General features: G+C 64.3%; 27 protein-coding genes. 16 read left to right on the top strand and 11 right to left on the bottom strand.

The window, feature by feature from the left end; genetic code table 11:
- Positions 1-162: 162 nt before the first annotated feature.
- Positions 163-969 (top strand): MerR family transcriptional regulator, encoded by an 807-nt coding sequence (locus AC5Y4T_RS05775; protein ID WP_499952395.1) that lies wholly within the window; start codon positions 163-165, stop codon positions 967-969.
- A gap of 84 nt (positions 970-1,053) precedes the next feature.
- Here the strand turns inward: AC5Y4T_RS05775 and AC5Y4T_RS05770 are convergent, their stop codons facing one another.
- Positions 1,054-1,881 (bottom strand): DUF1906 domain-containing protein, encoded by an 828-nt coding sequence (locus AC5Y4T_RS05770; RefSeq protein WP_499949960.1) that lies wholly within the window; start codon positions 1,879-1,881, stop codon positions 1,054-1,056.
- A gap of 130 nt (positions 1,882-2,011) precedes the next feature.
- A complete protein-coding gene (locus AC5Y4T_RS05765; RefSeq protein ID WP_499952394.1) occupies positions 2,012-3,697 on the bottom strand; it encodes a GMC family oxidoreductase in 1,686 nt (561 codons plus the stop codon).
- Positions 3,698-3,747: 50 nt separating this feature from the next.
- Between AC5Y4T_RS05765 and AC5Y4T_RS05760 the strand changes: the two genes are divergently transcribed.
- Complete coding sequence (locus AC5Y4T_RS05760) at positions 3,748-3,879, top strand: hypothetical protein (protein WP_499952497.1); 132 nt, start codon at positions 3,748-3,750, stop codon at positions 3,877-3,879.
- A 10-nt stretch (positions 3,880-3,889) separates the two neighbouring features.
- Positions 3,890-4,303: an NAD(+)--rifampin ADP-ribosyltransferase gene (gene arr, locus AC5Y4T_RS05755; protein ID WP_499916274.1), complete on the top strand. Its 414-nt coding sequence runs from the start codon at positions 3,890-3,892 to the stop codon at positions 4,301-4,303.
- A gap of 55 nt (positions 4,304-4,358) precedes the next feature.
- Here arr and AC5Y4T_RS05750 read toward each other — a convergent pair whose 3' ends face one another.
- Positions 4,359-4,895 carry a TetR/AcrR family transcriptional regulator gene (locus AC5Y4T_RS05750; protein WP_499952393.1) on the bottom strand — a complete coding sequence of 179 codons (537 nt, stop codon included), beginning with the start codon at positions 4,893-4,895 and terminating at the stop codon, positions 4,359-4,361.
- Here AC5Y4T_RS05750 and AC5Y4T_RS05745 point away from each other — a divergent pair.
- Entirely contained in the window at positions 4,875-5,090 is a 216-nt protein-coding gene (locus AC5Y4T_RS05745) for a hypothetical protein (protein ID WP_499952392.1), read from the top strand. The two genes, AC5Y4T_RS05750 and AC5Y4T_RS05745, sit on opposite strands and share 21 nt — an antisense overlap.
- 109 nt (positions 5,091-5,199) lie before the next feature.
- Here AC5Y4T_RS05745 and AC5Y4T_RS05740 read toward each other — a convergent pair whose 3' ends face one another.
- Entirely contained in the window at positions 5,200-5,838 is a 639-nt protein-coding gene (locus tag AC5Y4T_RS05740; RefSeq protein WP_499952391.1) for an NAD(P)-dependent oxidoreductase, read from the bottom strand.
- 106 nt (positions 5,839-5,944) lie between these two features.
- Between AC5Y4T_RS05740 and AC5Y4T_RS05735 the strand changes: the two genes are divergently transcribed.
- From AC5Y4T_RS05735 to AC5Y4T_RS05720, 4 genes are all read left to right on the top strand, one after another.
- Positions 5,945-6,376 carry a nuclear transport factor 2 family protein gene (locus AC5Y4T_RS05735; protein WP_499952390.1) on the top strand — a complete coding sequence of 144 codons (432 nt, stop codon included), beginning with the start codon at positions 5,945-5,947 and terminating at the stop codon, positions 6,374-6,376.
- Positions 6,377-6,486: 110 nt separating this feature from the next.
- Positions 6,487-7,236 carry an SDR family NAD(P)-dependent oxidoreductase gene (locus AC5Y4T_RS05730; protein WP_499952389.1) on the top strand — a complete coding sequence of 250 codons (750 nt, stop codon included), beginning with the start codon at positions 6,487-6,489 and terminating at the stop codon, positions 7,234-7,236.
- Between the two features lie 78 nt (positions 7,237-7,314).
- On the top strand, positions 7,315-7,944 hold the full coding sequence (locus tag AC5Y4T_RS05725; RefSeq protein ID WP_499952388.1) for a VOC family protein: 630 nt from the start codon (positions 7,315-7,317) through the stop codon (positions 7,942-7,944).
- A gap of 52 nt (positions 7,945-7,996) precedes the next feature.
- Entirely contained in the window at positions 7,997-8,770 is a 774-nt protein-coding gene (locus AC5Y4T_RS05720) for an SDR family NAD(P)-dependent oxidoreductase (protein ID WP_499952387.1), read from the top strand.
- Positions 8,771-9,603: 833 nt separating this feature from the next.
- Here AC5Y4T_RS05720 and AC5Y4T_RS05715 read toward each other — a convergent pair.
- From AC5Y4T_RS05715 to AC5Y4T_RS05705, 3 genes are all read right to left on the bottom strand, one after another.
- On the bottom strand, positions 9,604-9,834 hold the full coding sequence (locus tag AC5Y4T_RS05715) for a DUF6400 family protein (protein WP_499916261.1): 231 nt from the start codon (positions 9,832-9,834) through the stop codon (positions 9,604-9,606).
- A 309-nt stretch (positions 9,835-10,143) separates the two neighbouring features.
- Positions 10,144-10,971, bottom strand: coding sequence for an acyl-CoA thioesterase (locus AC5Y4T_RS05710; RefSeq protein WP_499916259.1), 828 nt, complete (start codon positions 10,969-10,971; stop codon positions 10,144-10,146).
- Between the two features lie 27 nt (positions 10,972-10,998).
- Positions 10,999-12,006 carry a CobW family GTP-binding protein gene (locus AC5Y4T_RS05705; RefSeq protein WP_499916257.1) on the bottom strand — a complete coding sequence of 336 codons (1,008 nt, stop codon included), beginning with the start codon at positions 12,004-12,006 and terminating at the stop codon, positions 10,999-11,001.
- Between the two features lie 224 nt (positions 12,007-12,230).
- Here AC5Y4T_RS05705 and AC5Y4T_RS05700 point away from each other — a divergent pair, with 224 nt between their 5' ends.
- From AC5Y4T_RS05700 to AC5Y4T_RS05675, 6 genes are all read left to right on the top strand, one after another.
- Positions 12,231-12,875, top strand: coding sequence for a TetR/AcrR family transcriptional regulator (locus AC5Y4T_RS05700; RefSeq protein WP_499916255.1), 645 nt, complete (start codon positions 12,231-12,233; stop codon positions 12,873-12,875).
- The gene (locus AC5Y4T_RS05695) at positions 12,872-13,543 is read left to right on the top strand and encodes an enoyl-CoA hydratase-related protein (RefSeq protein ID WP_499916253.1); all 672 of its coding nucleotides are present in this window, start codon (positions 12,872-12,874) and stop codon (positions 13,541-13,543) included. The genes AC5Y4T_RS05700 and AC5Y4T_RS05695 overlap by 4 nt, the downstream gene beginning before the upstream one ends.
- Before the next feature lie 71 nt (positions 13,544-13,614).
- Complete coding sequence (locus AC5Y4T_RS05690; RefSeq protein ID WP_499916251.1) at positions 13,615-14,541, top strand: alpha/beta hydrolase; 927 nt, start codon at positions 13,615-13,617, stop codon at positions 14,539-14,541.
- Between the two features lie 210 nt (positions 14,542-14,751).
- Positions 14,752-15,360, top strand: coding sequence for a TetR family transcriptional regulator (locus AC5Y4T_RS05685; RefSeq protein WP_499916249.1), 609 nt, complete (start codon positions 14,752-14,754; stop codon positions 15,358-15,360).
- Between the two features lie 303 nt (positions 15,361-15,663).
- Positions 15,664-16,098: an MmpS family transport accessory protein gene (locus AC5Y4T_RS05680; RefSeq protein WP_499916247.1), complete on the top strand. Its 435-nt coding sequence runs from the start codon at positions 15,664-15,666 to the stop codon at positions 16,096-16,098.
- Entirely contained in the window at positions 16,095-18,995 is a 2,901-nt protein-coding gene (locus AC5Y4T_RS05675; RefSeq protein ID WP_499916245.1) for an MMPL/RND family transporter, read from the top strand. The genes AC5Y4T_RS05680 and AC5Y4T_RS05675 overlap by 4 nt, the downstream gene beginning before the upstream one ends.
- Here AC5Y4T_RS05675 and AC5Y4T_RS05670 read toward each other — a convergent pair.
- The 4 genes from AC5Y4T_RS05670 to AC5Y4T_RS05655 all read right to left on the bottom strand — a co-directional run bounded on the left by AC5Y4T_RS05670 (position 18,988) and on the right by AC5Y4T_RS05655 (position 22,993).
- Positions 18,988-19,770, bottom strand: a complete 783-nt coding sequence (locus AC5Y4T_RS05670) for an SDR family oxidoreductase (protein ID WP_499916243.1) — start codon at positions 19,768-19,770, stop codon at positions 18,988-18,990. The genes AC5Y4T_RS05675 and AC5Y4T_RS05670 overlap by 8 nt on opposite strands.
- A gap of 90 nt (positions 19,771-19,860) precedes the next feature.
- A complete protein-coding gene (locus AC5Y4T_RS05665) occupies positions 19,861-20,784 on the bottom strand; it encodes a TIGR03564 family F420-dependent LLM class oxidoreductase (protein WP_499916241.1) in 924 nt (307 codons plus the stop codon).
- 98 nt (positions 20,785-20,882) lie between these two features.
- Positions 20,883-21,749 (bottom strand): hypothetical protein, encoded by an 867-nt coding sequence (locus AC5Y4T_RS05660; RefSeq protein WP_499916240.1) that lies wholly within the window; start codon positions 21,747-21,749, stop codon positions 20,883-20,885.
- A gap of 14 nt (positions 21,750-21,763) precedes the next feature.
- Positions 21,764-22,993 carry an acyl-CoA dehydrogenase family protein gene (locus tag AC5Y4T_RS05655; RefSeq protein WP_499952386.1) on the bottom strand — a complete coding sequence of 410 codons (1,230 nt, stop codon included), beginning with the start codon at positions 22,991-22,993 and terminating at the stop codon, positions 21,764-21,766.
- A gap of 217 nt (positions 22,994-23,210) precedes the next feature.
- On the opposite strand from AC5Y4T_RS05655, the gene AC5Y4T_RS05650 reads away from it, so the two are divergent.
- Together AC5Y4T_RS05650 and AC5Y4T_RS05645 are read left to right on the top strand one after the other, a co-directional pair.
- Entirely contained in the window at positions 23,211-24,017 is an 807-nt protein-coding gene (locus AC5Y4T_RS05650; protein ID WP_499916237.1) for an acyl-CoA thioesterase, read from the top strand.
- A gap of 62 nt (positions 24,018-24,079) precedes the next feature.
- The gene (locus tag AC5Y4T_RS05645; RefSeq protein WP_499916236.1) at positions 24,080-24,592 is read left to right on the top strand and encodes a nuclear transport factor 2 family protein; all 513 of its coding nucleotides are present in this window, start codon (positions 24,080-24,082) and stop codon (positions 24,590-24,592) included.
- The last annotated feature ends 1 nt before the right edge of the window (position 24,593 follow it).

Raw genomic sequence — 24,593 nt, 5'->3', positions numbered from 1 at the left:
GAGAATGCTAGGCCAATGCCCTTTTTCCACCATCTGTAAAGCCCTGACCAACACGGGGCCATTGCGAATGTCAATTCGGATGGAGTCCGGGGAGGCGGCTCGAGTCGAGATCGCGCGCAGGGATTGATCCTGACGCCAGGTGAGGTTCTAACGTTGTGATTTGTGGATGATTTCGAACGCGCGGGACCGGGCGATCAGGTGTGGAAAGTCGGTGCTGTTGCGGAGTTGACCGGGCTGACGGTGCGGGCGTTGCATCATTACGACCACATCGGCCTGCTGGTGCCGTCGCGGCGGTCGAGGTCGGGTCACCGGCTCTATGACGGCACCGATGTCGCGAGGCTGTACCGGATCTGTGTGCTGCGGCGACTGGGGTTCTCGCTTGAGCAGGTCGCTGATGTTCTCGACGACCCGCAATGGCAGATCAAGCAAACGATGCAGCGGCATCTGGAGGACACCCGCCGGAGGGCGGCGTCAGCGGCCGAGCTGGCTACCCGGTTGTCGAGAATGTCGAGCGCGCTGGACGAGGTCGACCTGCCAACCGCCAATGAATTGTTCGCAACAATTGAGGAGATGATGAAGTTGGAGCCCACCGTTCGCGGCACTACGGCCCTGCTCGTCTACGACGATTTGCCGACCGCGCATGGCTACTTGGTGCGCGTGTTCGGGCTTACCCCCGGGCCACTGCATCACGACGAGCAGAACCGGTACTTTCACGGGGAGGTCAGTGCAGGTAGCCATGTGATCTGGTTGCACCCCCCGGGGTCGGACCACCTGTCGCCCAAGACCGTGGGGGCTGCGACCGGGATGACCGTCATCAACGTCGATGATGCTGATGCCCACTACCGCCGATGCCAAGCGGCGGGCGCCGACGTTATCGAGGAGCCGATAAATCAGCCCTACGGAGTCCGGGAATGGGGTGCCCGAGACTTGGAAGGCCAGCTCTGGTACTTCCACTCACCGCTGCAGTAGTGAGCAGATGACCCCGAAGCGGCGCGCAGAAACATCGCGCAGTCCACCGGCAGGATCGGACGCAGCGCAGGAGCGACTGATTCACTACCGCACATCGCCACTTGGCTGGCCGACATGGAGATTCCACTGGCCGCAATCGGAAGCCAGGACGTCGTTGACGTCGACTTCGAGTCCACCGACCTTCGGCCCGGGATTGGACGAGGTGCTCACGACGCGCTGGTAGAGAACAGCGGCGGGGTGGACCTGATTGCCTGACCAGGCTCGCGTTTGCCAGACCCAGCGGCGGCCAGGCGTGCTCGAAGACCCGACAACGCCGTCGGCCGCGGCCCATTGGCACACCCTGAGGCCTCCATAGACCCCCGTGCGTTGCACCCCAAGAATCGAGTTGATTCCGCGAAACCACTGCAGCGCAGTGTGATTCCAGGTGTCGCGATTGATGTCCTCGTCGATGGTGAAGAAGATCGGCGCACCCTGGCCGCCGCCCGCGGCGGTGTGCAGCTGCCAGGCGGTGCGTGCGTCCGCGATACCGCCGGCGTAACCCCGCGTGAAGTCCGACGGGACTGACCCACCCGGCTTGCCGTATTGATAGTTACTGACGATCACGAGGCCCGCGGCTTTCAATGAGTCGGCGTAAGGCCGAGTGATCGGCTTGGCGCCAAACGATGACCCAGGACGCGACTCCGAAACGTAATTGACCACCCCGCTATAGCCGGCGGCTCGGATCTGCTGCGCAGGAATCTGGCGCGCGGCGAAGTCGATCAGTTGGGGAGGAGCGACGGCGGCCGCCGTGGGCATGCCGCAGGCCACTGATGCGGCGCCCAGACCGGCCAGCGCAGCAGCGTAGCGCAGCGCGTTGCGGCGGGAGACCGCTGGCAGCCGCGCATCGCCGGCCGGGGGGAGCGCACAGTGCATCGCGCGATGTTAACGATGTGACTGTTGTTCCCGATAGGCCCGCGCTAGCCGAAACGCGGTTGCATCCCCAAATGGATACCGAACGGTTACCGTTCGGCTATGACCACGAAAGGACATGCGAGGGAACGGCTTACCCCACGATCGCCTGCGCCGCGCGCTCGGCGATGAGCATGGTCGGCGCGTTGGTGTTGCCGGAAATGATGGTGGGTATGGCCGACGCATCGACGACTCGCAGGCCGGCGACGCGATAGACGCGGCAATCGGTGTCGAGCACCGTGGTGGACGCTCGCGGCCGACCGTGGGCGTCGAAGGCGCCCATCGCGCAGGTACCCACCGGGTGGAAAATCGTCGTACCCAGTTCGCCGGCCGCCTTCTGCAGTTCGCTGTCGCTCACCAGTTGGGGGCCGGGAAGCAACTCCTGCGGACGGTAGCGGGCGAGCGCCGGCGCCGCCATGATCTGCCGGGTCATCCGGAGGCCTCGCACGGCGATTTGACGATCGGCGTCAGTCGACAGGTAATTGCAAGAGATCTTTGGGTAGGTCAGTGGATCCGCACTGGCCATGCGCACATGGCCACGCGAGGTGGGTCGCAGATTGCACACCGAGGGAGTGATCGCTCCGAACGGGTGCAGGGGTTCGCCGAACTTCGGCAACGACAGAGGCTGCACATGCCACTCCAAATCCGAACTGGCCAGCGCGGGGTCACTTTTGGCGAAAGCCCCGAGCGTGGAAGGCGGCATGGTCATGGGCCCCGATCGAAACAGCAGGTACTGCAGTCCCATGCCCGCACGGCTGATCCAATTCCGGTACAGCGTATTGACGGTCGGGGCGCCGCGGATCCGGTAGATCGTTCGGATCTGCAAGTGGTCTTGCAGATTTTCGCCCACTCCCGGCAGATCGACGGCCACCGGCACCTGATGCTGGTTCAGCAGGCCCGCGGGGCCCAGACCAGAGACCTGCATCAGGTGCGGCGACCCGATAGCTCCGGCGCTCAGGATCACCTCCCGGCGTGCCCGGACGTCGACGATGTGGCCGCCTTTGAGCAGGCGCACACCGGCGACGCGGTGCTGCGCCGTGGTCCAGGCGCCGCGACGCTGATCCTCGTAGACCTCGTCGTCCAGCAAAAGCCGCAAGGCCTGAGTTTGCGTGTAGACGGTGAGATTCGGCCGACGAGCGATGGGATGTAGGAAGGCATCGGCCATCGACCAGCGGCGGCCGCGCCGTTGGTTGACGTGGAAATATGCACAGCCGGCGTTGTCGCCCTGGTTGAATTCCTCGATCGGGGAGATGCCCACCTGGGCGGCGGCGGCCTGCCAGGCGTCCAGGATCTTCCATCGCACCCGCGGTAGCTCGACGCGGATCTCACCACCGGCGCCGTGCCAGTCGTCGGCTCCGCCGAAGTAGTTCTCCAACTTCCGAAAGATCGCCAGTGTCTCGCCGGGACTGTCCGGGCCACCCCAAAGCCAGCGCTCGTCACCGGTGGCCTGTGCCCAGAGCTCGTAATCACTTGCTTGCCCGCGCATGTGGATCATGGCGTTGATCGACGAGCAGCCGCCGATCACCCGGCCCCGCGCGTAGTGAATGCTGCGGCCGGCGAGGCCGGGGTCGGGCTCGGTTGTGAAGCACCAGTCGGTGCGGGGGTTGGCGATCGTGTACAGATAGCCGACCGGCACCTTGATCCAGAACCAATCATCATTGCCGCCGGCCTCAATCAAGAGCACGCGACGATCAGGGTCCGCAGTGAGCCGGTTGGCGAGCAGGCAGCCTGCGCTGCCTGCTCCGACGATGATGAAGTCGAATTCGGCAATCGGACTCATTCCGGCATTAGTCCTTCCATGGCATCGGATGCGTTCCTAGTGTGCGCGATGTGAACGGCGTCGGCGATCTGTTCGTGTCCACCTTCGAGCACGGCAAGATCCAGGACAACAAGGCCGGGGAGACGCAGGCGACGGTCGAAGGCAAGGTTGTACCGTCCGGGTTGTGGCGGCACGATCGGTAGAGTCGAGGCCGTGGGTGAAGTGCTTGACGAGGGCCCGTTCTTTCATGGCACCAAGGCAGCGTTGCGTCCCGGCGACCTACTGACAGCCGGATTCAACTCGAACTATCGGCCCGAGATCGTCATGAATCACATCTATTTCACTGCTCTGCGCGACGGGGCTGGACTCGCGGCCGAGATCGCAGCGTTGGACGGCTCCACGCCACACGTCTACGAAGTCGTGCCCACCGGACCCTTCGAGAACGATCCGAACGTCACGGATAAGAAGTTTCCGGGCAACCCCACACGGTCGTTCCGGAGCGAAGCTCCGCTTCGTGTGGTGCGCGAAGTGACCGACTGGACGCGGCTGACGCCGCAGGCATTACAAATGTGGACCGACCGGCTTGCCTCGATCCGCGCCGACGAACGAGGCGAGATCATCAACTGACGAGCCGTGGCGATAGGCGAGAACCCGTTGGGCTGCAGAGCGGTTATTGATCGGCTCAATCAGAGATGTTGCGCCGCATAGCTTCTTGGACAGCGTTAGCGTTGGGGGCCGGTGCGAGACTGTGGTGGTGGGTGGTGTCGCAGGCGGCGATCAGATAGCTGACCAGCCGCGCCGAGGTCACGGGGGCGAGCTCATAGGTGCTGGAGACGACTCCTGCATTGGCCATCAGGAAGACCACGAGGTCCTGATGTCGGAAGTCACTGCGCAGGCGTCCGGTCGATTTGGCTTTGGAGATGAGGGTTTTGAACCCTCGATAGGCGGCTGACCGTGTGGCCTCGAACGCGCATGCGTTGGGGAACGTCATTGTCAGCACGTGGTTGAATCCACGGTCCTGGCATTGCATTGCACATACGTGCTCGACGAAACCGCAGAATCCGTGCCATGGGTCGGGGTCGCGCAATGCCGTCTCCACCGCATCGAGGTACGCCGCCATCTTCTCGTCGAACACGGCGGTAATCAGGTCATCGCGGGTCGGGAAGTGGCGAAAGAGGGTGGCGATACCGACTCCGGCTTGCCGGGCGATCTCGGCCATCGCGACATCAAGACCTTGTTCGGCGAAAACCCGCCGAGCGGCAAGCAGGACGGCGCCACGGTTGCGGGCGGCGTCGCGTCGCAGGTTCGGCGACTCGGTCGGGCCGGGCAAGGCTGTCACGGCCTCACCTTAAGGCAGTACTCTGCGGTGGCTGGCGTCGTCGAGGGCGATACGCGAATCGGCGCCGAGATCTGAGTAGTCATTCCTAGTCCTGTCTCGAATACTGTCGTCGCCGGCGGTAGCAGCGCTGGCATATCACGGTACTTTCCTGTTCGCGAATGTGTTGCGTTGTTGCACAGCGTGTTTAGTTGCTGATGGCCGGAAGGGCTCGCACATAGCGTCTGTCGGCGATCTGGGCGACCATGAATGCCGCGATGTCTGCCCGGGTCATCGTCCAGCCCACCTGGTCGACGCCGAGGAAACCGGAGCGGGCCGTCCCTTTGGCCGCTTTGTCGGTCGGGCGGATGATACGCGCGACAGTCCAATCCAGATCCGAACCGGTGATGGCCTGGGTCATCGAAACGATCTCGGCGAACCCGTTCGGGAACAACACACGGGCGATTGCCGGGATGATCCGGCCCCGAAATGTCGGACGGTCGCGCGGATCGGTCACCGAGGGGGTGGCCAGCGCGATCAGTCGGCGCGCCTCGGCGGCCCGCATGGCCGCGACGATGGCCCGGGTGCCCTCAGACAATGCTGATCCGCCGACACGGCGATCCAGGGAAGGGCCGAGGGCGCTGATCACGACGTCGGCGCCGGCAATCGCCTTGGTAACCGCCGCGTGGTCAGACAATTCACCGCCCAACACGGTCAACCTTTCGTGGGTGATTCCCAACTTCTGCGGGGCCCGAACATAGGCCGTCACGTCATGCCCTGCCGCCAACAACTGGTCGACGACCAGGCGACCGATACCTCCGGTCGCGCCGAACACCGTGCATCTCATCGACCTGACTCCTTCATCCGTGCATCACCAGGTTAACTGGAAAGACCTTTCCACTTACTGTACGCTAAGTGGAAAGCGGGCTCCAGTTGTGGAAGTGAGGAATCAGATGTCGACCCCGGAGCAGAACAAGCAAATCGTGGTGGAGTACTTCGAGCTGCTGTTCAACCAACGACGCATCGACGAGGCGGTGAACCGCTACCAGGCCAGCGATTACGTGCAGCACAACGCCGCGGTCGCGAATGGTCCCAAGGCGCTCAAAGCCACTACCGCAACGTTGTTCGCCCAGTTCCCGGACATGCGCCTCGATATCAAACGTGCCTTCGCCGAGGGCGATTACGTTATCGTCCATTCCGAACTGAGCGGGGTCAGTCTCACCCTAGACGGCACCGAGAACATTGCAGCGAACTCAGCCGATCATGGACACTCGCGATACGCGCTCGTGGACATTGTTCGCCTAGAGCATGGCCGCATCGTGGAGCACTGGGACGTAGCGCAGAAGATCCCGGCGGCAACGATGGACGGAACTCCGATGGTCTAGCGGACATCACATGATGGCGCCGCGTAGCCCAGGGGAGGACGCGCCCAATCACAGCAAACCGATTCGGTAGGCGCCAACGGTGGCCTACGCATGGAGATGGAGACGAAACTATGAGTGAACTCGCCGGCAAGACGGCGTTGGTGATCGGGGCGACTTCAGGCATCGGGCGGCAGACGGCGGACCGGTTCGTCGCCGAAGGGGCCCATGTTTTTGTCACTGGTCGCCGACAGGCTGAATTGGACGCGCTCACTGCTGAATACGGCGATGCGGTTACCGCGATTCGCAATGATGTCACCAAAGTCGAAGAGCTCGATGGAGTATTCGACGCGATCCGCGCGCGGCAGGCTGGGCTGGACGTCGTAGTGACCACCGCGGTCGGCGGCTCGTTGGCACCGTTGCGAGATCTGACGCTGGAACATTTTGAGGAAACGTTCGTCGGCTACCTACGTGGCATCGTTTTTGCCGTGCAGAAGTCACTGCCGCTCCTGAACAAGGGCGCCTCGATTATTGTGACCGGTTCGACCGCGACGACCCGGGGAACGGCATCCTTCGGCGCGTATTCGGCGTCCAAAGCCGCGCTGCGGCAGTTCGTCCGGGTGTGGGCCGTGGAACTGGGGCCACGCGGGATTCGCGTCAACACAGTCAATCCCGGTCCGATCGAGACCGCAGCGCTCAAGAAGCAGGCAGCCGGCCCTGAAGACGTTCAACGCGTGCTCGAGGCTGAGGCCGCTCGTGTGCCGCTCGGGCGCATTGGGCAACCGAACGAGGTTGCCGAAGCAATGGTGTTCCTTGCCTCCGACCGGGCTAGCTTCGTCTCCGGCGGTGAACTGTTCGTTGACGGCGCGCAAGGTCAGGCATAACCCGGCCACCAGGCACAAAAGTGCTCGGCCATGCCGAGACCCGTTGGACTTTGAACTAACTCTCTTAGGAGGCTTCACATGCTGAACACCAAAACCATCGTTCATCCCCGTCTGCAGCACATCGCACTCACATCCTCTCGACCTGACGAGATGGTCGCGTGGTACCGCACCGTGTTGGGAATGCGCCTGATGCACCGCAACGAGAATCCCACTGGGGCCGACCACGCCCACAACCCCGGTGTCGTTGCCATCTGGCTCACCAATGACGAAATCCACCACCGGATGGCCATCCTGAGCCTGCCCGGACTCAGCGACGACCCGCAACGGTCCGCACACCCGCGCGTGCAACACTTCGCATTCGAATACCAGACCCTCGACGAACTACTCGGCTCATGGGTACGACTGTCCGACGCTGGAATCACCCCGGTCCTTGCCGCCGACGAAGGCCTTCAAACAGCGTTTTACTACCTCGACCCCGACCAAAACAGTGTCGAACTCAACGTCAACAACTACGGCAGTAACCTCACGGCCAGCGAACACTTACAGCACTCACCCGAATTCGCTGATCGTCCACTGGGCCAGTTCGTCGACCCGGCACTCTTGGTGCAAGCACGCGAGGCGGGGGCAACCCCTTGGGACATTCACGAGCGAGCGTGGCGAGGCGAATTCGCACCGGCGCAACCACCCAATCCACTGGCCCTGTACTAGCAATCGCGTTGACCACGGCATGGCCGAAATCGATTCCACGATAGGTGATCTCATGACAGCGTTGAGCGGAAAAGTAGCGATCGTAACGGGCGCGGGCCGCGGAATTGGCCGCGGTATTGCTGTACGGCTTGCCAAGGAGGGAGCGCATGTCATGGTCGCGTCGAGAACCGAAAGTACCGTGCGCGACGTCGTCGCCGAGATCACGGGGCAGGGTGGCACGGCGATCGGCGCCACCCTCGATGTCGCCGAGGAAGAACAGGTTAACGCTGCGGTGGAGCAGACCGTAGAGACGTTCGGGACGGTCGACATCCTCGTCAACGCCGCCCAGTCCTGGGGCAGGCCGGACATCAAATCCATCTCGCCGCCCAAGACGCCCTTCGAGGATGTCACCGCCGCGGAATGGGACCTGACCTTCCGGTCAGGGTTCTACGGAACCCTGTATGCCATGAAAGCGGCGCTGCCGCACATGAAACGGCAACGAAGCGGACGGATCATCAACTTCGGATCGCCTGTCGCCTTATCGGCGCAGCCGTTGTTGGCTCCTTACAACGTGACCAAAGAAGCGATCCGGAGCCTCACCTTGACCGCAGCTCATGAACTGGCGCCCCACCAAATCACCGTGAACTGCATCTTGCCGGCCATCCTCACCGAAGCGTTGGCCCACCACGAGAAAGACCATCTGGAAACACTGGTGCAAAGCCTGCCGATGGGCCGGCTCGGCGACCCCGAACGCGACGCAGGCGGCCTGGTGGTCTACCTCGCGGGCAACGACGGGGGCTACCTCACGGGAGCGACGCTGATTCTCGATGGCGGCGCGGCACACTGACCACCCCGCCGATTGGAAGCACTTCACGCCATCCGACTGCGCGGTTTGAGTTGACCGCACCCGTAGGTGGGAGAGCAGCGAATCAACTCCAGATCAGGACGAGTCGTCGTCATGGTCAGAGCATGTCAGCGGGACCGACATTAGTTGACATAATGTCGCTTATCGGTAAAAGGTCATAGCTGAGAGTTCAGGAAAGCATGGCCTCGGCTCGCTGACGCCGCGCGGCTCGGCGCGCCGTACACCCTCGGCTGCAAAGCCCAAGCTGGTTACAAACTAGCGATGCGCGCCCGAGCGGACTCGCCATTCCACCGCCGCGCACGTGCAAGCAAGAGGCCGTTTACCCCTTCCGCCTTCCCGGCGCCGCAACGACCTCAATATGTCACAGTGACGAATTACATTGGCCCGTGCGTCCTTTCGGCACGCTTGTCATCAAGTACGCCGAGCTTCACGATCCGCTGACGACATACGAGGCGATGACGCGGGCCGGCGGGCGATGAAGACCCCTCCGAGCCCTGCTGCCCCCTCCCTGCCCATCGCCGCCCATACGTCACTGTGACGAATAGCCCTGCAGGGCACGGAGATTGGAACACGAGGCCGCCGGGTGTTGGTCCGGCGTGTGCCCCTACCGCTTGGAGCGCGCGCGGCGATGCGTGTCGGTTGACCAGAGGTAGCCGCAATCCGCGCACTGCAGGTGCACCAGCGTGCCCCGGTTGCTCAGCAGATACTGCCAGTGCGTGTCGCAGTTTCGGCTGCTTCGGCATTCAACACATTTGGTGCCGTGATCGCAGCACGGGCACGGCAGCCATGCGCGGCGGCTGCGGTCGGCAGTCGGATCAATCGGAAACACGAGCAGTCGTCCGTTCTGGAAGCACACCCGCGCGGACCAACTCGTCATAGACCCGCTGCTGCTCGTCGTCCAGATCGGAGTAAAGCATGTCGTAGGCCTTCTGCTCCTCGGCGAGCACTGCGATGGGGTCCCAGTCATCGCCGATTGCTTCGAGCACGGCGCTGCGCCTACGCGCCTCGTCGAGGGTCAGGTCATAGGCAAACTCGAGGTCGGCCATCTCGCTCCCAGCCGTTAGATAGATATGCAAACGAACGGTTAGGATTCCCTAACCGACGCCTGTCACGCTATGACTTGCGTCACTTGTCTTAGTTGAGGTTCGTCACAGTCCGCGCGGGCACCAGCGCCACCGACGGCCGGTTCACCGCACGTCGAGATGACGGCGACGGCGCGATCGCGGGATGCCGCACGCCGCCACACCGGCCCGAGGCCCCTCCCCTTTCCCCTTCTCGCCCGTCGCCCGCAATCCGTCACTGTGACGAATATCCTTGCACCGCAGGCGTTTAACGTCGACACGGCGGACCCGGCCTCAAACCGGGCGCGGCGGGAAGTACATCTCTTGCTTTACCGTGCACACCAGTTCGCCGTTGCGATCGAACATCGTCCCACTCGCCAGCGCCAGCGAACCGGCGCCGCTCGGTGACGACCTGTCGTAAAGAAGCCAATCCGACAAGTCCGCCGGTGCGTGGAACCACACCGAATGGTCACGCTGCGCTGATGCCCCGGCACCACCGCGTGCGACATATGCCGGTTCGGTCAACGTCACCGCCGACAGGTAGGCCACCAGGCTCGCGGTCAGCACTGGATCGTCGGGAACCTCGCCGTCGGGTCGCCACCACATCAGCGCCCGGGCTGGTGGAGCGTCCTGGGTGTCGATTGTTCGGCGCTCGAACCAGCGCAGGCTCGACCACTGCCCGCGGGTGCTCTCGTCGGACTCCGCCAGGTGCGGCGCGACCCATGGCAGGGACGCCGGGCTCGCAGCCTCGGGCATGGGTGGTTGGTAGACGACCTGAGCGGATGCGGGATCGGCGACTTTGAACGAGGACATCGCCTCCATCAAAATCTTGCCGTCTTGGCGCGCCGTGACCCGTCGCGCGGAAAACGTCCGGCCTTCTTGGAGGTCGACCACTTCGAAATCGACCGGCCGACGCGAATCGCCAGGCCGAAGAAAGTACGTATGGACGCTGTGCGGTGACCGACCCGGCGCGGTGTGGCTGGCCGCCAACAAAGCCTGCGCCGAGATATGTCCGCCCAGAATATGGTTGGCGGGCGCAGGCAGTTGCTGCCCGACGAAGAGCCACGGGTCGACCCTCTCGAGCTCCAGGGTGGCGAGCACGTCGCCAAGCGAAGATGACATCACCGACGTATCTTGCCGGATCGCGTCTCACGCGCTGCTGCGCCGGTATACCTGTAGCCGCCGCAGCGCGTGCGCCGACGCCGGCCCCGATGCCGGCTGCAGCGCGTGGTCGAGCCTTGCACGGACGGTGCGGGTGTCCAGATGCATGCCGATCGCCACCAGGCAGTTGGCGGTGGCCCCGGGCGGCGCCTTCCGGATGTGGATTGCGCCGCCGACCAGGTTGACGACATAGTCGTGCGCGATCCTGCGATGCCGCACTGCCACAACGCCTTTCAGCCGGAACACCTGCGGCGGTGGGTCTTCGAGAAGATCGAGCAGGGCATCGGGGTCGATGCAACCAGAGCTACCTACGGTGACGGCATCGGCGTGGACGTGGTCGTGGTCGTGCTCGGGCGCCAAGTCCAGAAACGAGAGTTGCCCCACCCGTCCGGAGGTGGCGGACGCGTCGAAGAGCAGCTTTGGGTCTATCCGGCCGGCCGTCGTGCCCACGACGTGTATCCGCGGGTTGCGTTGGGCCGCACGCTCTGTGACGCGTTGCACCACAGCCGACCGTTCCGCCTCGGGCACCTGGTCCAGCTTGTTGACCACAATCAGTGACGCCGCACCATAGCGCACCGGCGGCACACTGCCGCGGTCGATGGTATCGAAGTGGTTCACCGCATCGACGACGTCGACAAGCCCACCCGCCCGGACGCCGCGGATGTCACTGAAGCCGATGATCCGCGCGATCGCCACCGGGTCGGCCAGGCCGCTCGCCTCGACGACGATGGCATCGAGGCGGCGAGCCGGGTCGGCGAGCTTGACCAGTGCCTCCTCAAGGCCGCCGCCGTCGGGCAGGCAGCAGATGCAGCCCCCGGCGATCGAGGCCGGCTCGTCGACCTGGCCCGCCACCAAGCCGGCGTCGATGTTGACGTCGCCGAAGTCGTTGACTATCACACCGATTCGTGTACCGGGATGGCGCAATAGATGGTTGAGGAGCGTCGTCTTGCCGGCTCCGAGATGGCCCGTGAGTGCGATGACGGGTATTGCAGCCAAGCTTTGCCTTCCACGTCGACGTCCGGACATCCGATCCTAGCCGCCGCGGCGTTGACCTCTGCGTCTGGTTGACAGGGCCGTATTCGATCGAGGCCGCGTCTTAGTCGCGTCAGTCCCCCGGCGCCGACCAGTGCACCACCTTCGGTCCGCGCTCGCCAAACCGGCCGGACACCAGCCCAGCGGCCGGAACTATAACAGAGCACTCGCTCCGTTATAGTTGCCTGGTGCCTCGTCCACGCATGCATGATCCCGACGCCGTACTCGATGCCGTCGAGCACCTGGTGGCGCAATCCGGCCCGACCGCGGTGACCATCCGAGCCATCAGGGCCGCGGTCGGCGTGTCCAACGGCGCTGTGTACCACACGTTTACATCGCGGGGCGGCCTGATGGGCCAAGCCTGGCTGCGGGCGGGTCAGCGATTCTTGGCCGTGCAGACTTCGCTGGTCGACGAAGCACTGGCCAGCGACGGCCCGACCGAGGCCGTGGTGGCCGCCGCCAACGCGGCGGTGGCGTTCACTGAGCAGTATCCCGGGTCGTCAGCGCTCGTGCTGCGCGTGCGTCGCGAGGAAGTACTCGCCGACGACGTTCCCGACGTTGTTGCCAATGACTTACGACAACTCGACAAGCTGCTCGTCGCCTTGATGGTGCGGCTTGCCATCGCGGTCTGGGACCGCAAGGACGCGGCGGCGGTCGACGCGATAACCAGCTGCGTCGTTGACCTGCCCACCGCTCTCCTGCTGCGCCGTGGCCGGCTTGGAAGTGCCACGGCACGCGCGCAGTTGCACGCGGCCGTACGCGCCGTGCTGGCCGTAGGACCCGCGACCGCGAAACTTCGCAACTACAAGCCCAACTCACGAGGAGACACATGACAGTCACATTGGACTACGCCGACAAAATCGCCATCGTCCGCCTGGGCGAGGACGAGAACCGTTTCTCCCCTGCGTTTCTGGATGACATCGATGATGCGCTCAGCCAAGCCGTCTCAGCTGGCGCCCAAGGGCTGATCACAACGGCCGCCGGAAAGTTCTACTCCAACGGCCTGGATCTGGAATGGTTGGGCGCCCACACCGATCAGGGGCAGTGGTACATCGGCCGGGTGCACCAGCTGCTGGCACGCGTGCTGACCCTGCCCGTCCCCACCGCCGCCGCGGTGGTGGGCCACGCATTCGGCGCCGGAGCGATGCTGGCCATCGCGCATGACTTTCGCGTGATGCGCGCCGACCGCGGGTACTTCTGCTTTCCCGAGGTAGACATCCGCATCCCGTTCAATCCCGGTATGGCGGCGCTCATCCAGTCCAAACTCACGCCGCGCGCCGCCATCGCCTCGATGACCACCGGCCGACGCTTCAGCGGTCCCGAGGCAGAACAGTTCGGCATCGTGGACGCCACCTGCGCCGAGGGTGCGGTCACCGACACCGCGATCGACATGCTGCGCCCGCTGCAGGGCAAAGATTCGGGCACGCTCGGCGCGATCAAACAGACCATGTTCGAAAACGCTGTCCGCGCGCTAGTCGATCAGCAGGGCGGGTCGCAATAACTGCTCATGGACACTGAGTCGGTTCCTGTATGGTCAGCGATGTCTGCCGGCGTAAGAACAGAGGGCATCGGATGGCGAACAGGCTCCCCGACAACGCCTTCACTTCTCCCCAGATATTGGATCCCGGCCTTCGCAAGGCAGCGCGATTCGTGCCTCGCGGCTACGCCTTGCACCGGGGCCTGAAGTTTCAGCGCGCCGTCATGAATCTGATGGGCAATGCGGGACGTATCCGCACCGTGCCAGTCGCCGCCGTCAACGAATACGTCAGTGTCCGTCTGCATCGGCCGGCCGGCCTTCCCGACCGCGCACCCGCGCTGCTGTGGATCCACGGCGGCGGAACCATCATGGGGCACGCCGCCCAGGACGATAAGTTCTTGCGCAAGTTGTCCGACCGCACCGGGTTCGCAATCGCCGCGGTAGAGCACCGCTTGGCTCCCGAACATCCCTATCCGATACCTGTCGAGGATTGTTACGCGGCCCTGCTCTGGCTGGCCCGGCAGCCGTGGGTGGACCCGCGTCGAGTCGCCATCGGCGGGGCCAGTGCCGGAGGGCATTTCGCGGCCGCGGTCGCCCAGCGGGCACACGACCGCAACGACGTCCACATCACCTTCCAAATGCTGGTCTATCCGATGCTCGACGATCGCACCGGCGCCAAGCGCGACGGCCCCAGGCGCATCATGTGGACCGAATCCGACAATCAGCTCGCCTGGCAGTGGTATCTCAACGGGGCCGATCCCCAAGAAGCCGCACCGGCCCGCCGAGCGGATTTGTCGGGCCTGCCGCCCGCCTGGATCGGGGTCGGAACGCTGGACCTCTTCTATGAGGAGAGCCTCGAATACGCGCGGCGCCTGCGTGCGGCGGGCGTGCCGGTGCACGAGGAAATCGTCCCGGGCGCGTTCCATGCGTTCGATCAGATCGCCGACAAGGCGGCGATATCGAGCAAGTTCTTCGAAAGCCAATGTGACTATTTGCGGTGTGCGCTGGCGGCCAGCGGATGACCGCCACCAACCGGCGCGTCATTCGTCACGGATGATCGAATCACGTTGTGAAGGAATGTCGTATCCCCGCGACGTTCGCAATCTGCACAGCGCCATGCTTACTTCAGCTTGATCGGACACATTTGCTGAGGAACACGACGCATATCGCCCCTCGACCTCGAACGCGGCACTTTTGACTGCAAAGTGTGCACAACGTGCAACTATATGGGTATGGCCAATCCGGTAGGGCTACGAGAGCGCCGTCGCCGCCAGACGAGCGCCGACATCCGCGACGCCGCGGTGCGCCTCACGCTGGAACGCGGATTCGACAAGGTCACGGTCGACGAGATCTGCGCCGAGGCCGGAATCGCCACGCGTACGTTCTTCAACTACTTCCCCAACAAGGAATCCGCCCTCGCCTACGGCCCCTCGGACATACCACCCGAGCTGGTGGCCGATTTCGTCGCCGCTGGGCCGGCCCCCTACTCGGTGGTGCTGGCGGAGCTGATCACCCTGGCCGCCCACCACCTCCGCGACGTGCCGCCGCAGCGCGAACACGCGGCCCACATGCTGGAACTCGCCAAGACCTCGCCCGCCGTGCTGGCGGCGTTCCTCGCCGACTTGGAGCGGTTTCAAAAGCAGTTGACCGACATCATCGTGCGTCGACAGGCGATGCAGCCCGACGACGAGATGGCGGCGCTGATCTCCGCGCTGGCGCTGACGGCGGTGCGGTCCGGCATCGAGAAGTGGGCCGGCGGCGCGGCGAGTGACACCGCCGACACGCCGATGCCCTATGTTGAGCGTGCCGCGGCGCTGGTGAACAGCATTTTCACAAAGTGACCTGAAACACCAGCAGCAAATGTTGCATGCACTGCAAGATATGCACATCATGTACTATGCGCTGGTGGCGGTACCCGGTAAGGCTTCAGCAACAAGGCGAGCCGGGTGCCGATGCCGGGGACGTCAGCCGGTGTGGGTGGGCAGCATTCACCGCGCTTGATGGCCCAGCGCGGGCGAACCGTAGCAATCGACGTACTTCGCTGTTGAGCAATGCGACTTTGTGGGCGCTCACCCGTCCACGCCCTCCGGTCGCGCAAACGCTGATCCGCGTCGCGACCGCGTGATGGGGAAGGGACCACCTAGGTGCAGATATCGAGACTTGTGCGCAACGCCTGGCTGCCGCTGTTGATCGCGGCGGTCGTGGTGGTCGGCGGCTTCGCGGTCGTTCGGGTCAAATCGTTTTTCGGCGCCCACGACACCGGAATCATGAGCAGCCCGCGGCTCGATGATTCGAAGCCGTTCAAGCCCAAGGTCGTCAAGTACGAGGTCTTTGGCTCGGCCAGCCAGGCCAACGTGAATTATCTGGACTTGTCGGCCGATCCGAGACGTATCGACGGAGCGCCGCTGCCGTGGACGTTGGTTCTCAGCACCACCGCCCCGTCGGTCTTCCCGAATCTTTCGGCGCAGAGCGACGGCAATTCCCTCGGCTGCCGCATCACCATCGACGACGAAGTCAAGGCCGAGAACATGACCCAAGGCGTGCACGCCCTGACCTTCTGCTTGGTGAAATCCGCATGAGCACAACGATCGACGACACCCGCACCGACGCCATCCCCGTCGTCAAAGAACCCGTGCACGACAAGATCCCGCGCATCATCCGCACGCTCGCCGTACCGATCATCCTGGGCTGGATCGCCATCATCGCGGTGCTCAACGTCGTCGTCCCCCAGCTGGACGAGGTCGGCAAGATGCGTTCGGTGTCGATGGCGCCCGACGACGCGCAATCGGTGGTCGCTACCAAGCGCATGGGTGCGATTTTCAACGAGTACAAGTCCAACAGCTCGGTGATGATCGTCCTCGAGGGTCAGAATCCCCTCGGCGCCGACTCGCACGCCTACTACGACCAGATGGTCAAGAAGCTCGACGCCGACACCAAACACGTTGAGCACGTTCAGGATATGTGGAGCGATCCACTGACCGGGGCCGGCGCGCAGAGCAACGACGGCAAGGCCGCCTACGTCCAGGTCTACCTCGCCGGCAACCAGGGCGAGGCGCTGGCCAACGAGTCGGTGGAATCCGTCCAGAACATTGTCAAGAGCGTGCAGCCACCCAAGGGCGTCAAGGCCTACGTCACCGGCCCCGCGGCGTTGTCGGCGGACCAGAACGAGGCCGGCGACCGCAGCTTGCAGCTCATCACATTGGCCACCTTCACCGTGATCATCGGCATGCTGCTGTTGGTGTATCGCTCGGTCATCACCGTGCTGCTGACGCTGGTGATGGTGGTGCTCGAGCTATCGGCCGCGCGCGGCATGGTGGCTTTCCTCGGTTACTTCAAGCTCATTGGGCTTTCGACCTTCGCCACGAACCTGTTGGTCACGTTGGGAATCGCGGCCGCCACCGACTACGCGATCTTCTTGATCGGCCGGTATCAGGAAGCCCGCGCTCTCGGCGAGACCCGCGAAGAGGCGTATTACACCATGTACAAGGGCACCGCCCACGTGGTGCTCGGGTCCGGCATGACCATCGCCGGCGCGACCTTCTGCCTGCACTTCACCAACCTGCCGTATTTTCAGACGTTGGGTATTCCGCTGGCCATCGGCATGGTGGTCGTGGTCGCAGCGGCGTTGACGCTCGGTGCCGCCGTCATCGCGGTGGCCACGCGGTTCGGCAAGACCCTCGAACCCAAACGCACCCAACGGATTCGCGGGTGGCGCAAGATCGGCGCCCTGGTCGTCCGCTGGCCCGGTCCGATCCTGGTTATGACGATCGGGATCGCGCTGGTGGGCTTGCTGACCCTGCCGGGCTACCGCACCAACTACAACGACCGCAATTACCTGCCCGCCGATCTGCCCGCGAACGAGGGTTACGCGGCCGCCGACCGGCACTTCTCGCAAGCGCGAATGAATCCGGAAGTGTTGATGATCGAAAGCGATCACGACCTGCGGAACTCCGCGGACTTCCTGGTCATCGACAAAATCGCCAAGACCGTCTTCCGGGTGCCTGGAATCGGTCGCGTGCAAGCCATCACCCGCCCGCAGGGCACCCCGATCGAGCACACCTCGATCCCGTTCCAGATCAGCATGCAGGGCGTCACCCAGCAGATGAATCAGAAGTACCAAGAAGACCAGATGGCCGACATGCTGCACCAGGCCGACATGATGCAGACGACCATCGACAGCATGCAGAAGATGCAGAGCATCACGGCGCAAATGACCAATGACATGCATCAGATGGTCAAGAAGATGCACGACATGACGATCGACATCAACGAATTGCGCGACCACATGGCCGATTTCGAGGACTTCTTCCGCCCGATCCGCAGCTACCTGTACTGGGAGAAGCACTGCTACGACATTCCGGTGTGCTGGTCGCTGCGCTCGGTCTTCGACGGCCTGGACGGCATCGACACGATGACCGACGACATCGAGAGCCTGTTGCCGATCATGGATCACCTAGACACGCTGATGCCCCAGATGGTGGCGCTGATGCCGTCCATGATCGAAAACATGAAGGCGATGAAAACCACGATGCTGACCATGTATTCGACCCAGAAGGGTCTGCAGGACCAGCAGAACGAGGCGCAGAAGAACTCCAACGCCATGGGCAAGGCGTTCGACGCCTCAAAGAACGACGACTCGTTCTACCTGCCGCCGGAGACGTTCAACAATGCCGAGTTCAAGAAGGGCATGAAGAACTTCATCTCCCCCGACGGGCACGCCGTGCGGTTCATCATCAGCCATGACGGCGATCCGATGTCGCAGGAAGGCATTTCGCACATTCCGCTGATCAAGAAGGCCGCCTACGAAGCGTTGAAGGGCACGCCGCTGGAGGGCTCGAAGATCTATCTGGCCGGTACCGCGTCGATCTACAAAGACCTCAGCGACGGCAACACCTATGACCTGCTGATCGCCGGGATCTCTTCGCTGTGCCTGATTTTCATCATCATGCTGATCATCACGCGAGGCGTGGTGGCATCGGCGGTGATCGTGGGGACGGTTTTGCTTTCGCTGGGCGCGTCCTTCGGGCTCTCGGTGCTGATCTGGCAGCACCTGATCGGCATCGAGCTGCACTGGATGGTGCTGGCGATGTCGGTCATCATCCTGCTGGCCGTGGGCGCCGACTACAACCTGTTGCTGGTGGCGCGGTTCAAAGAAGAGATCCACGCCGGCCTGAACACCGGCATCATCCGTTCGATGGGCGGCACCGGTTCGGTGGTGACGTCGGCGGGGCTGGTATTCGCCTTCACGATGATGACGATGGCGGTCAGCGAGCTGACGGTCATCGGTCAGGTCGGCACCACGATCGGATTGGGTCTGCTGTTCGACACCTTGATCGTGCGGTCGCTGATGACACCGTCCATCGCCGCGCTGCTGGGCAAGTGGTTCTGGTGGCCGCAACGGGTTCGCCAGCGCCCGGTTCCGTCGCCCTGGCCCCAGCCGGACAAGCAACCCGAATCGGTAAGCGCCGCTACGTAACCCAGTCCGGCTGCGCGTCGGTCTCGACGTTGGAGAAGTCCTTGTGTCCTAGGCCGGCCGTGGTGCCGCCGTCGACGACGAACTCCGAGCCGGTGGAGTAGCTGGACTCGTCGCTGGCCAGGTAGACCACGAGGTTGGATACCTCGACCGGTTGGGCCACGCGGCCCAGCGCGGTCTGGAAGATGTCCTCGGGAACCCAGTCGGTCATCGGCGTCTTGATCAGGCCGGGATGGATTGAGTTGACCCGGATTCCGCTCGGGCCCAGTTCGAGCGCGGCCGACTTGGTCAGTCCGCGCACGGCGAATTTGGTTGCGGTGTAGCCGTGGCAGGCGATCGTGCCGGCCATGCCCTCGATCGACGAAATGTTGATGATCGACCCCCGGCCCGCTTCCTTCATCGGTTTGACCACGGCGCGGATACCGAGAAATACACCGGTCAAATTGATGTCGAGGATTCGCTGCCACTCCGACAGCGCGTAATCCTCCAAAGTACCGATGTTGATGATGCCCGCGTTGTTGACCAGCACGTCGATGCGGCCGAACTCCGCCAGCGCGGTCGCCACTGCCGCATCCCAATCCTCGGGCTTGGTCACGTCCAGGTGTAGGTACCGGACCGAGTCACCGACCTCCGCCGCCACCGCCTTGCCCTCGTCGTCGAGAATGTCACCGAAGACCACCTTTGCTCCCTCGGCGACCAGCGACCGCACGTGCGATGCACCCATCCCCCTTGCGCCCCCGCTGATGAGGGCGACCTTCCCCGCCAACCGTTCTGCCACTGCGCTTCTCCTCCTCGGGTGGGTTCGTCTATGCACCATACGTACCGTTGGCTATGTATGGCCATAGCCAAATGACCGGGCGCGATGTGGTCAGGAGTCGTACGCGCGCAGCAGCGCCCTCGTGCGTGCCCGGCCCTCCGGCGACGGGTCGAATGCCGCGGCGACGTACTCGTCGACGCCCGCGGCGCGCAGTTCGTCGAGCCGACCGCGGACAGTGTCCTCGTCGCCGATGATGGCGGCATCCTGCGGCCCCGCGTAGCCCTCGCGGTCGAGCATCGCGCGGTACGACGGCAGCTGGCCGTAGATGGCGAACTGTTCGGCCGCTTGCTTGCGGGCGGCGTCGACGTCATCGGTGACGCTGACGGGCAGCGACGCGGCGACGCGCACCCCGTCCTCGCGGCCGGCGTCGGCGGCGGCCTGGCGCAGCGTCGGCCCGACGTGGTCGGCCAGCGTTTTGGGTCCGGTCATCCAGGTGCAGGTGCCCGACGTGCGCCGCCCGGCGAGCTTGAGCATCTGCGGACCCAGCGCCGCGATGTAGACGTCGGGCCGCGGCGCGCCCGAGATCATCAGCGCGCCGCGAGTGGTCACCGTCTGCCCGGTCGCGTCGGCACGTTCACCGGCCAGCAGGGGCAAAAGCCCGTCGAGGTATTCGTTCAGCCTGCGCACCGGCTTGTCCCACGGGATGCCCCACATCCCCTCGGTGACGGCCTGGTGGGTCATACCGAGCCCGAGCGTGAACCGGCCACCGGAGGCGAGGCTCAGCGTGAGGGCACGTTGCGCCATCTGCATCGGATGCTGATTTTGGATGGGCACAACACCGCTGGCCACCTCGACCGTGTCGACCTCGTGCAAAGCGATGGCCAGGATCATGAGAAGGTCTGGCTCGTAAGGCAATTGGCTCATCCACACTCGCGTGAAGCCTTCATCGCGAAGCGTCGTGAGGTTGGCGATCGTCGCGTCGATCGGCGATTGGCTGCCCGATCCGCTGAGTTGCCCGAACATAGAAACCTGCATGACCGTCACGCTCCTTCGCATCGCCCCCGCGGTGGAAACGTTATCGCCAACCGCCCGGCCGTTGGCAACTATGCCCGCAGGCGGGTTGGGAACCGTGCTCAGCCGACGATGTCGAAGACGGCCGCGGCGGAGGTGACCGCCTTGTCGGCGTTGCCCTCGTCGTGCAGCAGCATGCGCACGCCGACGCGTCCGGTGCTGCCCGGATGCGCGGAGCCCTCGACCCGGAACGGCCCCACCTTGCCCCGCGACATGAACATGACATGCCAGCTGACGACCTGCAGCTTTTTTGTCCCGGCGACTTCGGCGGCGAGGTCGATCGCCGCGGTCTCGAGGACGACGTGCTGGGGTCCGATGTGTAGCGCGGCATCCGGCGACGCGAGTTCGGTGCTCAACTCGGGCAGTATCCAGTGACCGTCGCCCCGGCGGCTGGCGCCGAACGCCTGCCACAGCGGGGGCAGATCGGGAGAGTCCTCGATCACCAGCTCGGTGCCCGAAACATCCATGCGGTCCAGGCCTTCCGGCGGGATGCCGATGATCGCGCCCTGACCTTCGTTGAAGGCGATGACCCGGCTCGGGTGGTCGGCGTCGACGATGGTGCACCGCCCGTAGCCCATGGTGCGGCCCTGGTGCACGATGCCCGAACCGACGATCTCGATCCTGTTGACGTCGTAGCCCGGATCGACGATCTGCACCGAAGCGATGACCGGATTGGGCACGGCGACCATGTCGGTCTGACAGCCCTCCGGTGAGGAAATCGCCAACGGCGCCACCATGATCCCGCCCGCTTCGTTGCGCATGTCACGGCGGATGGTGACGGTGTCGTCGGTCTCCCCCAGGTTCATCGCCGAGTGTTTGCGGCCGATGTAGCGGTAGCTCAGCAGGCCCGTCCAACGCCGGTACAGTTCGTCCCGGTAGGCGTCGGAGTCTCCCATCAACTCTCGGATGTCACGAAGCTGACCGCTCAATTCCGCTCGCCTCCTTAACTTTTGCCGCGTCGCACCTGGTTGAACGGCACGCCCCGGTCGTCGGCGCGCTCGCGCGGGAAGTTCAGCACCCGTTCGCCGATCACGTTGCGCGCCATCTCGGTGGTGCCGCCACCGATGCTGGCGGTCTGACGGCCCAGATAGCGCGTCCCGATGTCGACCAACCCGCCGCCGTCGTCCACCACGGCCGCCGAACCCGCAACCGCCAGCGCGGTATCGGTCTCGACGTCGTGCACCTCGGCCATATCGAGGCGGATGATGGATCCCGCGGCGGGCGGGAGGGACCCGCCGGCCACGGCGTGGAAGACGTGCTCGCTGAGTTGGCCATGCACCGCCCGGTGCACCAGCGCCCGGCCTACCATCTGCTGAAGCCGTTGGTTCCCAGCCTGGTTCGTCTTTTCGAGCAGCGACATCAGATCCACCGAAACATCATGGGCCTCAGCGATTCCCGGGCCGCTGGTATATTCCGAGCCGTCGCCCATCGTGCGCCGCTCGTGGTACAGCTGCCGGGATGCGACGTCCCATCCTTTGCCCGGTTCACCGATCACGGCGTCGTCGCCCACATCGACGTCGTCGAAGAATTCTTCGCAGAATTCGATGGAGCCGTTGACCTGCTTGATCCGGTTGATGGTGACGCCGGGATGGTGCAGCGGCACCAGAAACATGGTCAGCCCGTCGTGTTTGGGGACTTCCCAGTTGGTGCGGGCCAGGCACAGACCGTAGTCGGCGGCGAACGCCCACGTGCTCCAGGTCTTGGCGCCGTTGATGATCCACCGTCCGCCCCTGCGCTCGGCGCGCGTGATGACGCCCGCCAGGTCCGATCCCCAGTTGGGCTCCGACAGCAGCTGCACCAGCACCTCGTCGCCGCGCAGCGCGGCCGCAATGTGCGCGCGCTTCTGCTGTTCGCTGCCCATGTCGAGAATGGTTGCGCAGCAGATGGCGAACGATGGGACGTTGAGCAGCAGCGGAGTCTCATACGCCTGCGACTCGATGTCGAACGCCTTCTTGTATTCGTAGCTCAGGCCGAGGCCGCCATACTCGCGCGGAAAACAGATCCCGGCGAATCCGCCTTGCCACAGCAGCTTTTGCAATTCTCGAGCCCGGTGCCACGACGGCAGCTCATCGCGCTCCAGCAGCGCCGCCTTGGCCGGGTCGAGTCGCGGCATGGTCGCGGCCAGCCAGGCCCTGGCCCGGCTCCGAAATTCCTCGATCGACTCGGCAGTCACCGGCTGGCCTCTCATTCGAGCGTCGACCTTGTGCTGGGCGACTGTACAGCACCGCCTTGCGGGTGTATAGGTCGGCGCCTTTAGAGCCGCCCAACTTCACCGCCGCGCGAATGAGCGCCGTCAGAGTGAATCAACCGATGGAGGTCGCTGCGGACCACATGTCACGACCCCGTGTTCGGCAGTGAGGCCGCCCGCCAGTAATCTGCGGTCGATCACTATGACCGGCGCACATCCCTTCGACGAAGCCCTCGAGCTCGACGCGATCGGCGCGGGCGTCTGCCGCGGCCGCACCCACCCGGAGTGGGCCAACATGGTCGGCCCGTTCGGTGGGATCACCGCCGCCGTCATGCTGCGGGCCGTCGAGGGACACCCCGACCGCATCGGGGACCCGCTGGCCCTGACCGTCAACTACGCGGCCCCCATCGCCGAGGGTGATTTCGACGTCACCGTGCGGGCGGCGCGGACCAACCGCACCAATCAGCACTGGATCGTCGAGCTCAGCCAGGACGATGTGGTCAAGACGACGGCGACCGCGATCTTCGCGCTCGGGCGCGAGAGTTGGGCCGACACCGAGGGCCACCCGCCCAGCGCGCCGGGCCCCGAACAGGTGCCTGCGGTCGATCCGGGCCTCGTCCGATGGACCAGCCTCTACGACATGCGCTACGTCGAAGGTGCGATGCCGCCGAAAGGCGCGGAGCCCAGCGCGTCGTCGACCTCCACGCTGTGGGTCCGTGACGGCGCGGGGCGCCCGGTCGACTATCCGGCCCTCGCGGCGCTGTGTGACATCTTCTATCCGCGGGTGTTCCTGCGTCGCGGCGGCTTCCTCCCGTCCGGCACCATCTCGTTGACCACGTATTTTCATGCCGATCAGTCCCAACTCGACGCGGTCGCGAGCGACTTCGTGCTGGCCACCGCCCACGCCAACCGCTTCTCCCGCGGCTATTTCGACCAGAGCGCCAAAGTGTGGGCGCGCGACGGCGGGCTGCTGGCCACCACACATCAGATCGTCTACTTCAAAGGGTGACGGGTTTACACTTCGCCAGTGAAACGTCACGCGAGGACGCGTACCGAAAGAATCGAGCCGCAATGACGCCGGAAGGCCTGATCGACGACACGCTGCCGGCGATCGAATCGATCAAGCAACTCAAGGCCCGCTACTGCCGCTACCTGGACACCAAGGACTGGGCGGCCTGGCGGACCCTCTTCACCGACGACTTCGTCAGCGACACGTCCGAAGCCGGTGGCAAGGTGATCTCCGGCGCCGACGACTTCGTGGCCTTCACCCGTCGCGCCCTTGGCCGCCCGACGCAACCCACCGCCCACCAGGTCCACACCCCCGAAATCGAGATCACCTCGTCGACGACCGCGCGCGGGATATGGGCTCTGCAAGACGTTGTCCGATTCGGGCCCGGCGTCACCCTGGTCGGCTATGGCCACTACCACGAGACCTACCAGAGCGTCGCCGGCCAGTGGTTTATCAAGAGCTCCAAACTAACTCGGCTCCGCGAGGACATCGTGACGCCGTTCTTCTCGATCTATGTCTCTGCCCGAGTCCGCACCGCGATCGGCAAGATCGCCGGCCGGCTGATGGAGCAGTGAG

Source organism: Mycobacterium sp. NGS11, from assembly GCF_059813315.1.
Note: the sequence above shows the minus strand (reverse complement) of the source record. Positions and strands in the feature narration are given on the sequence as shown.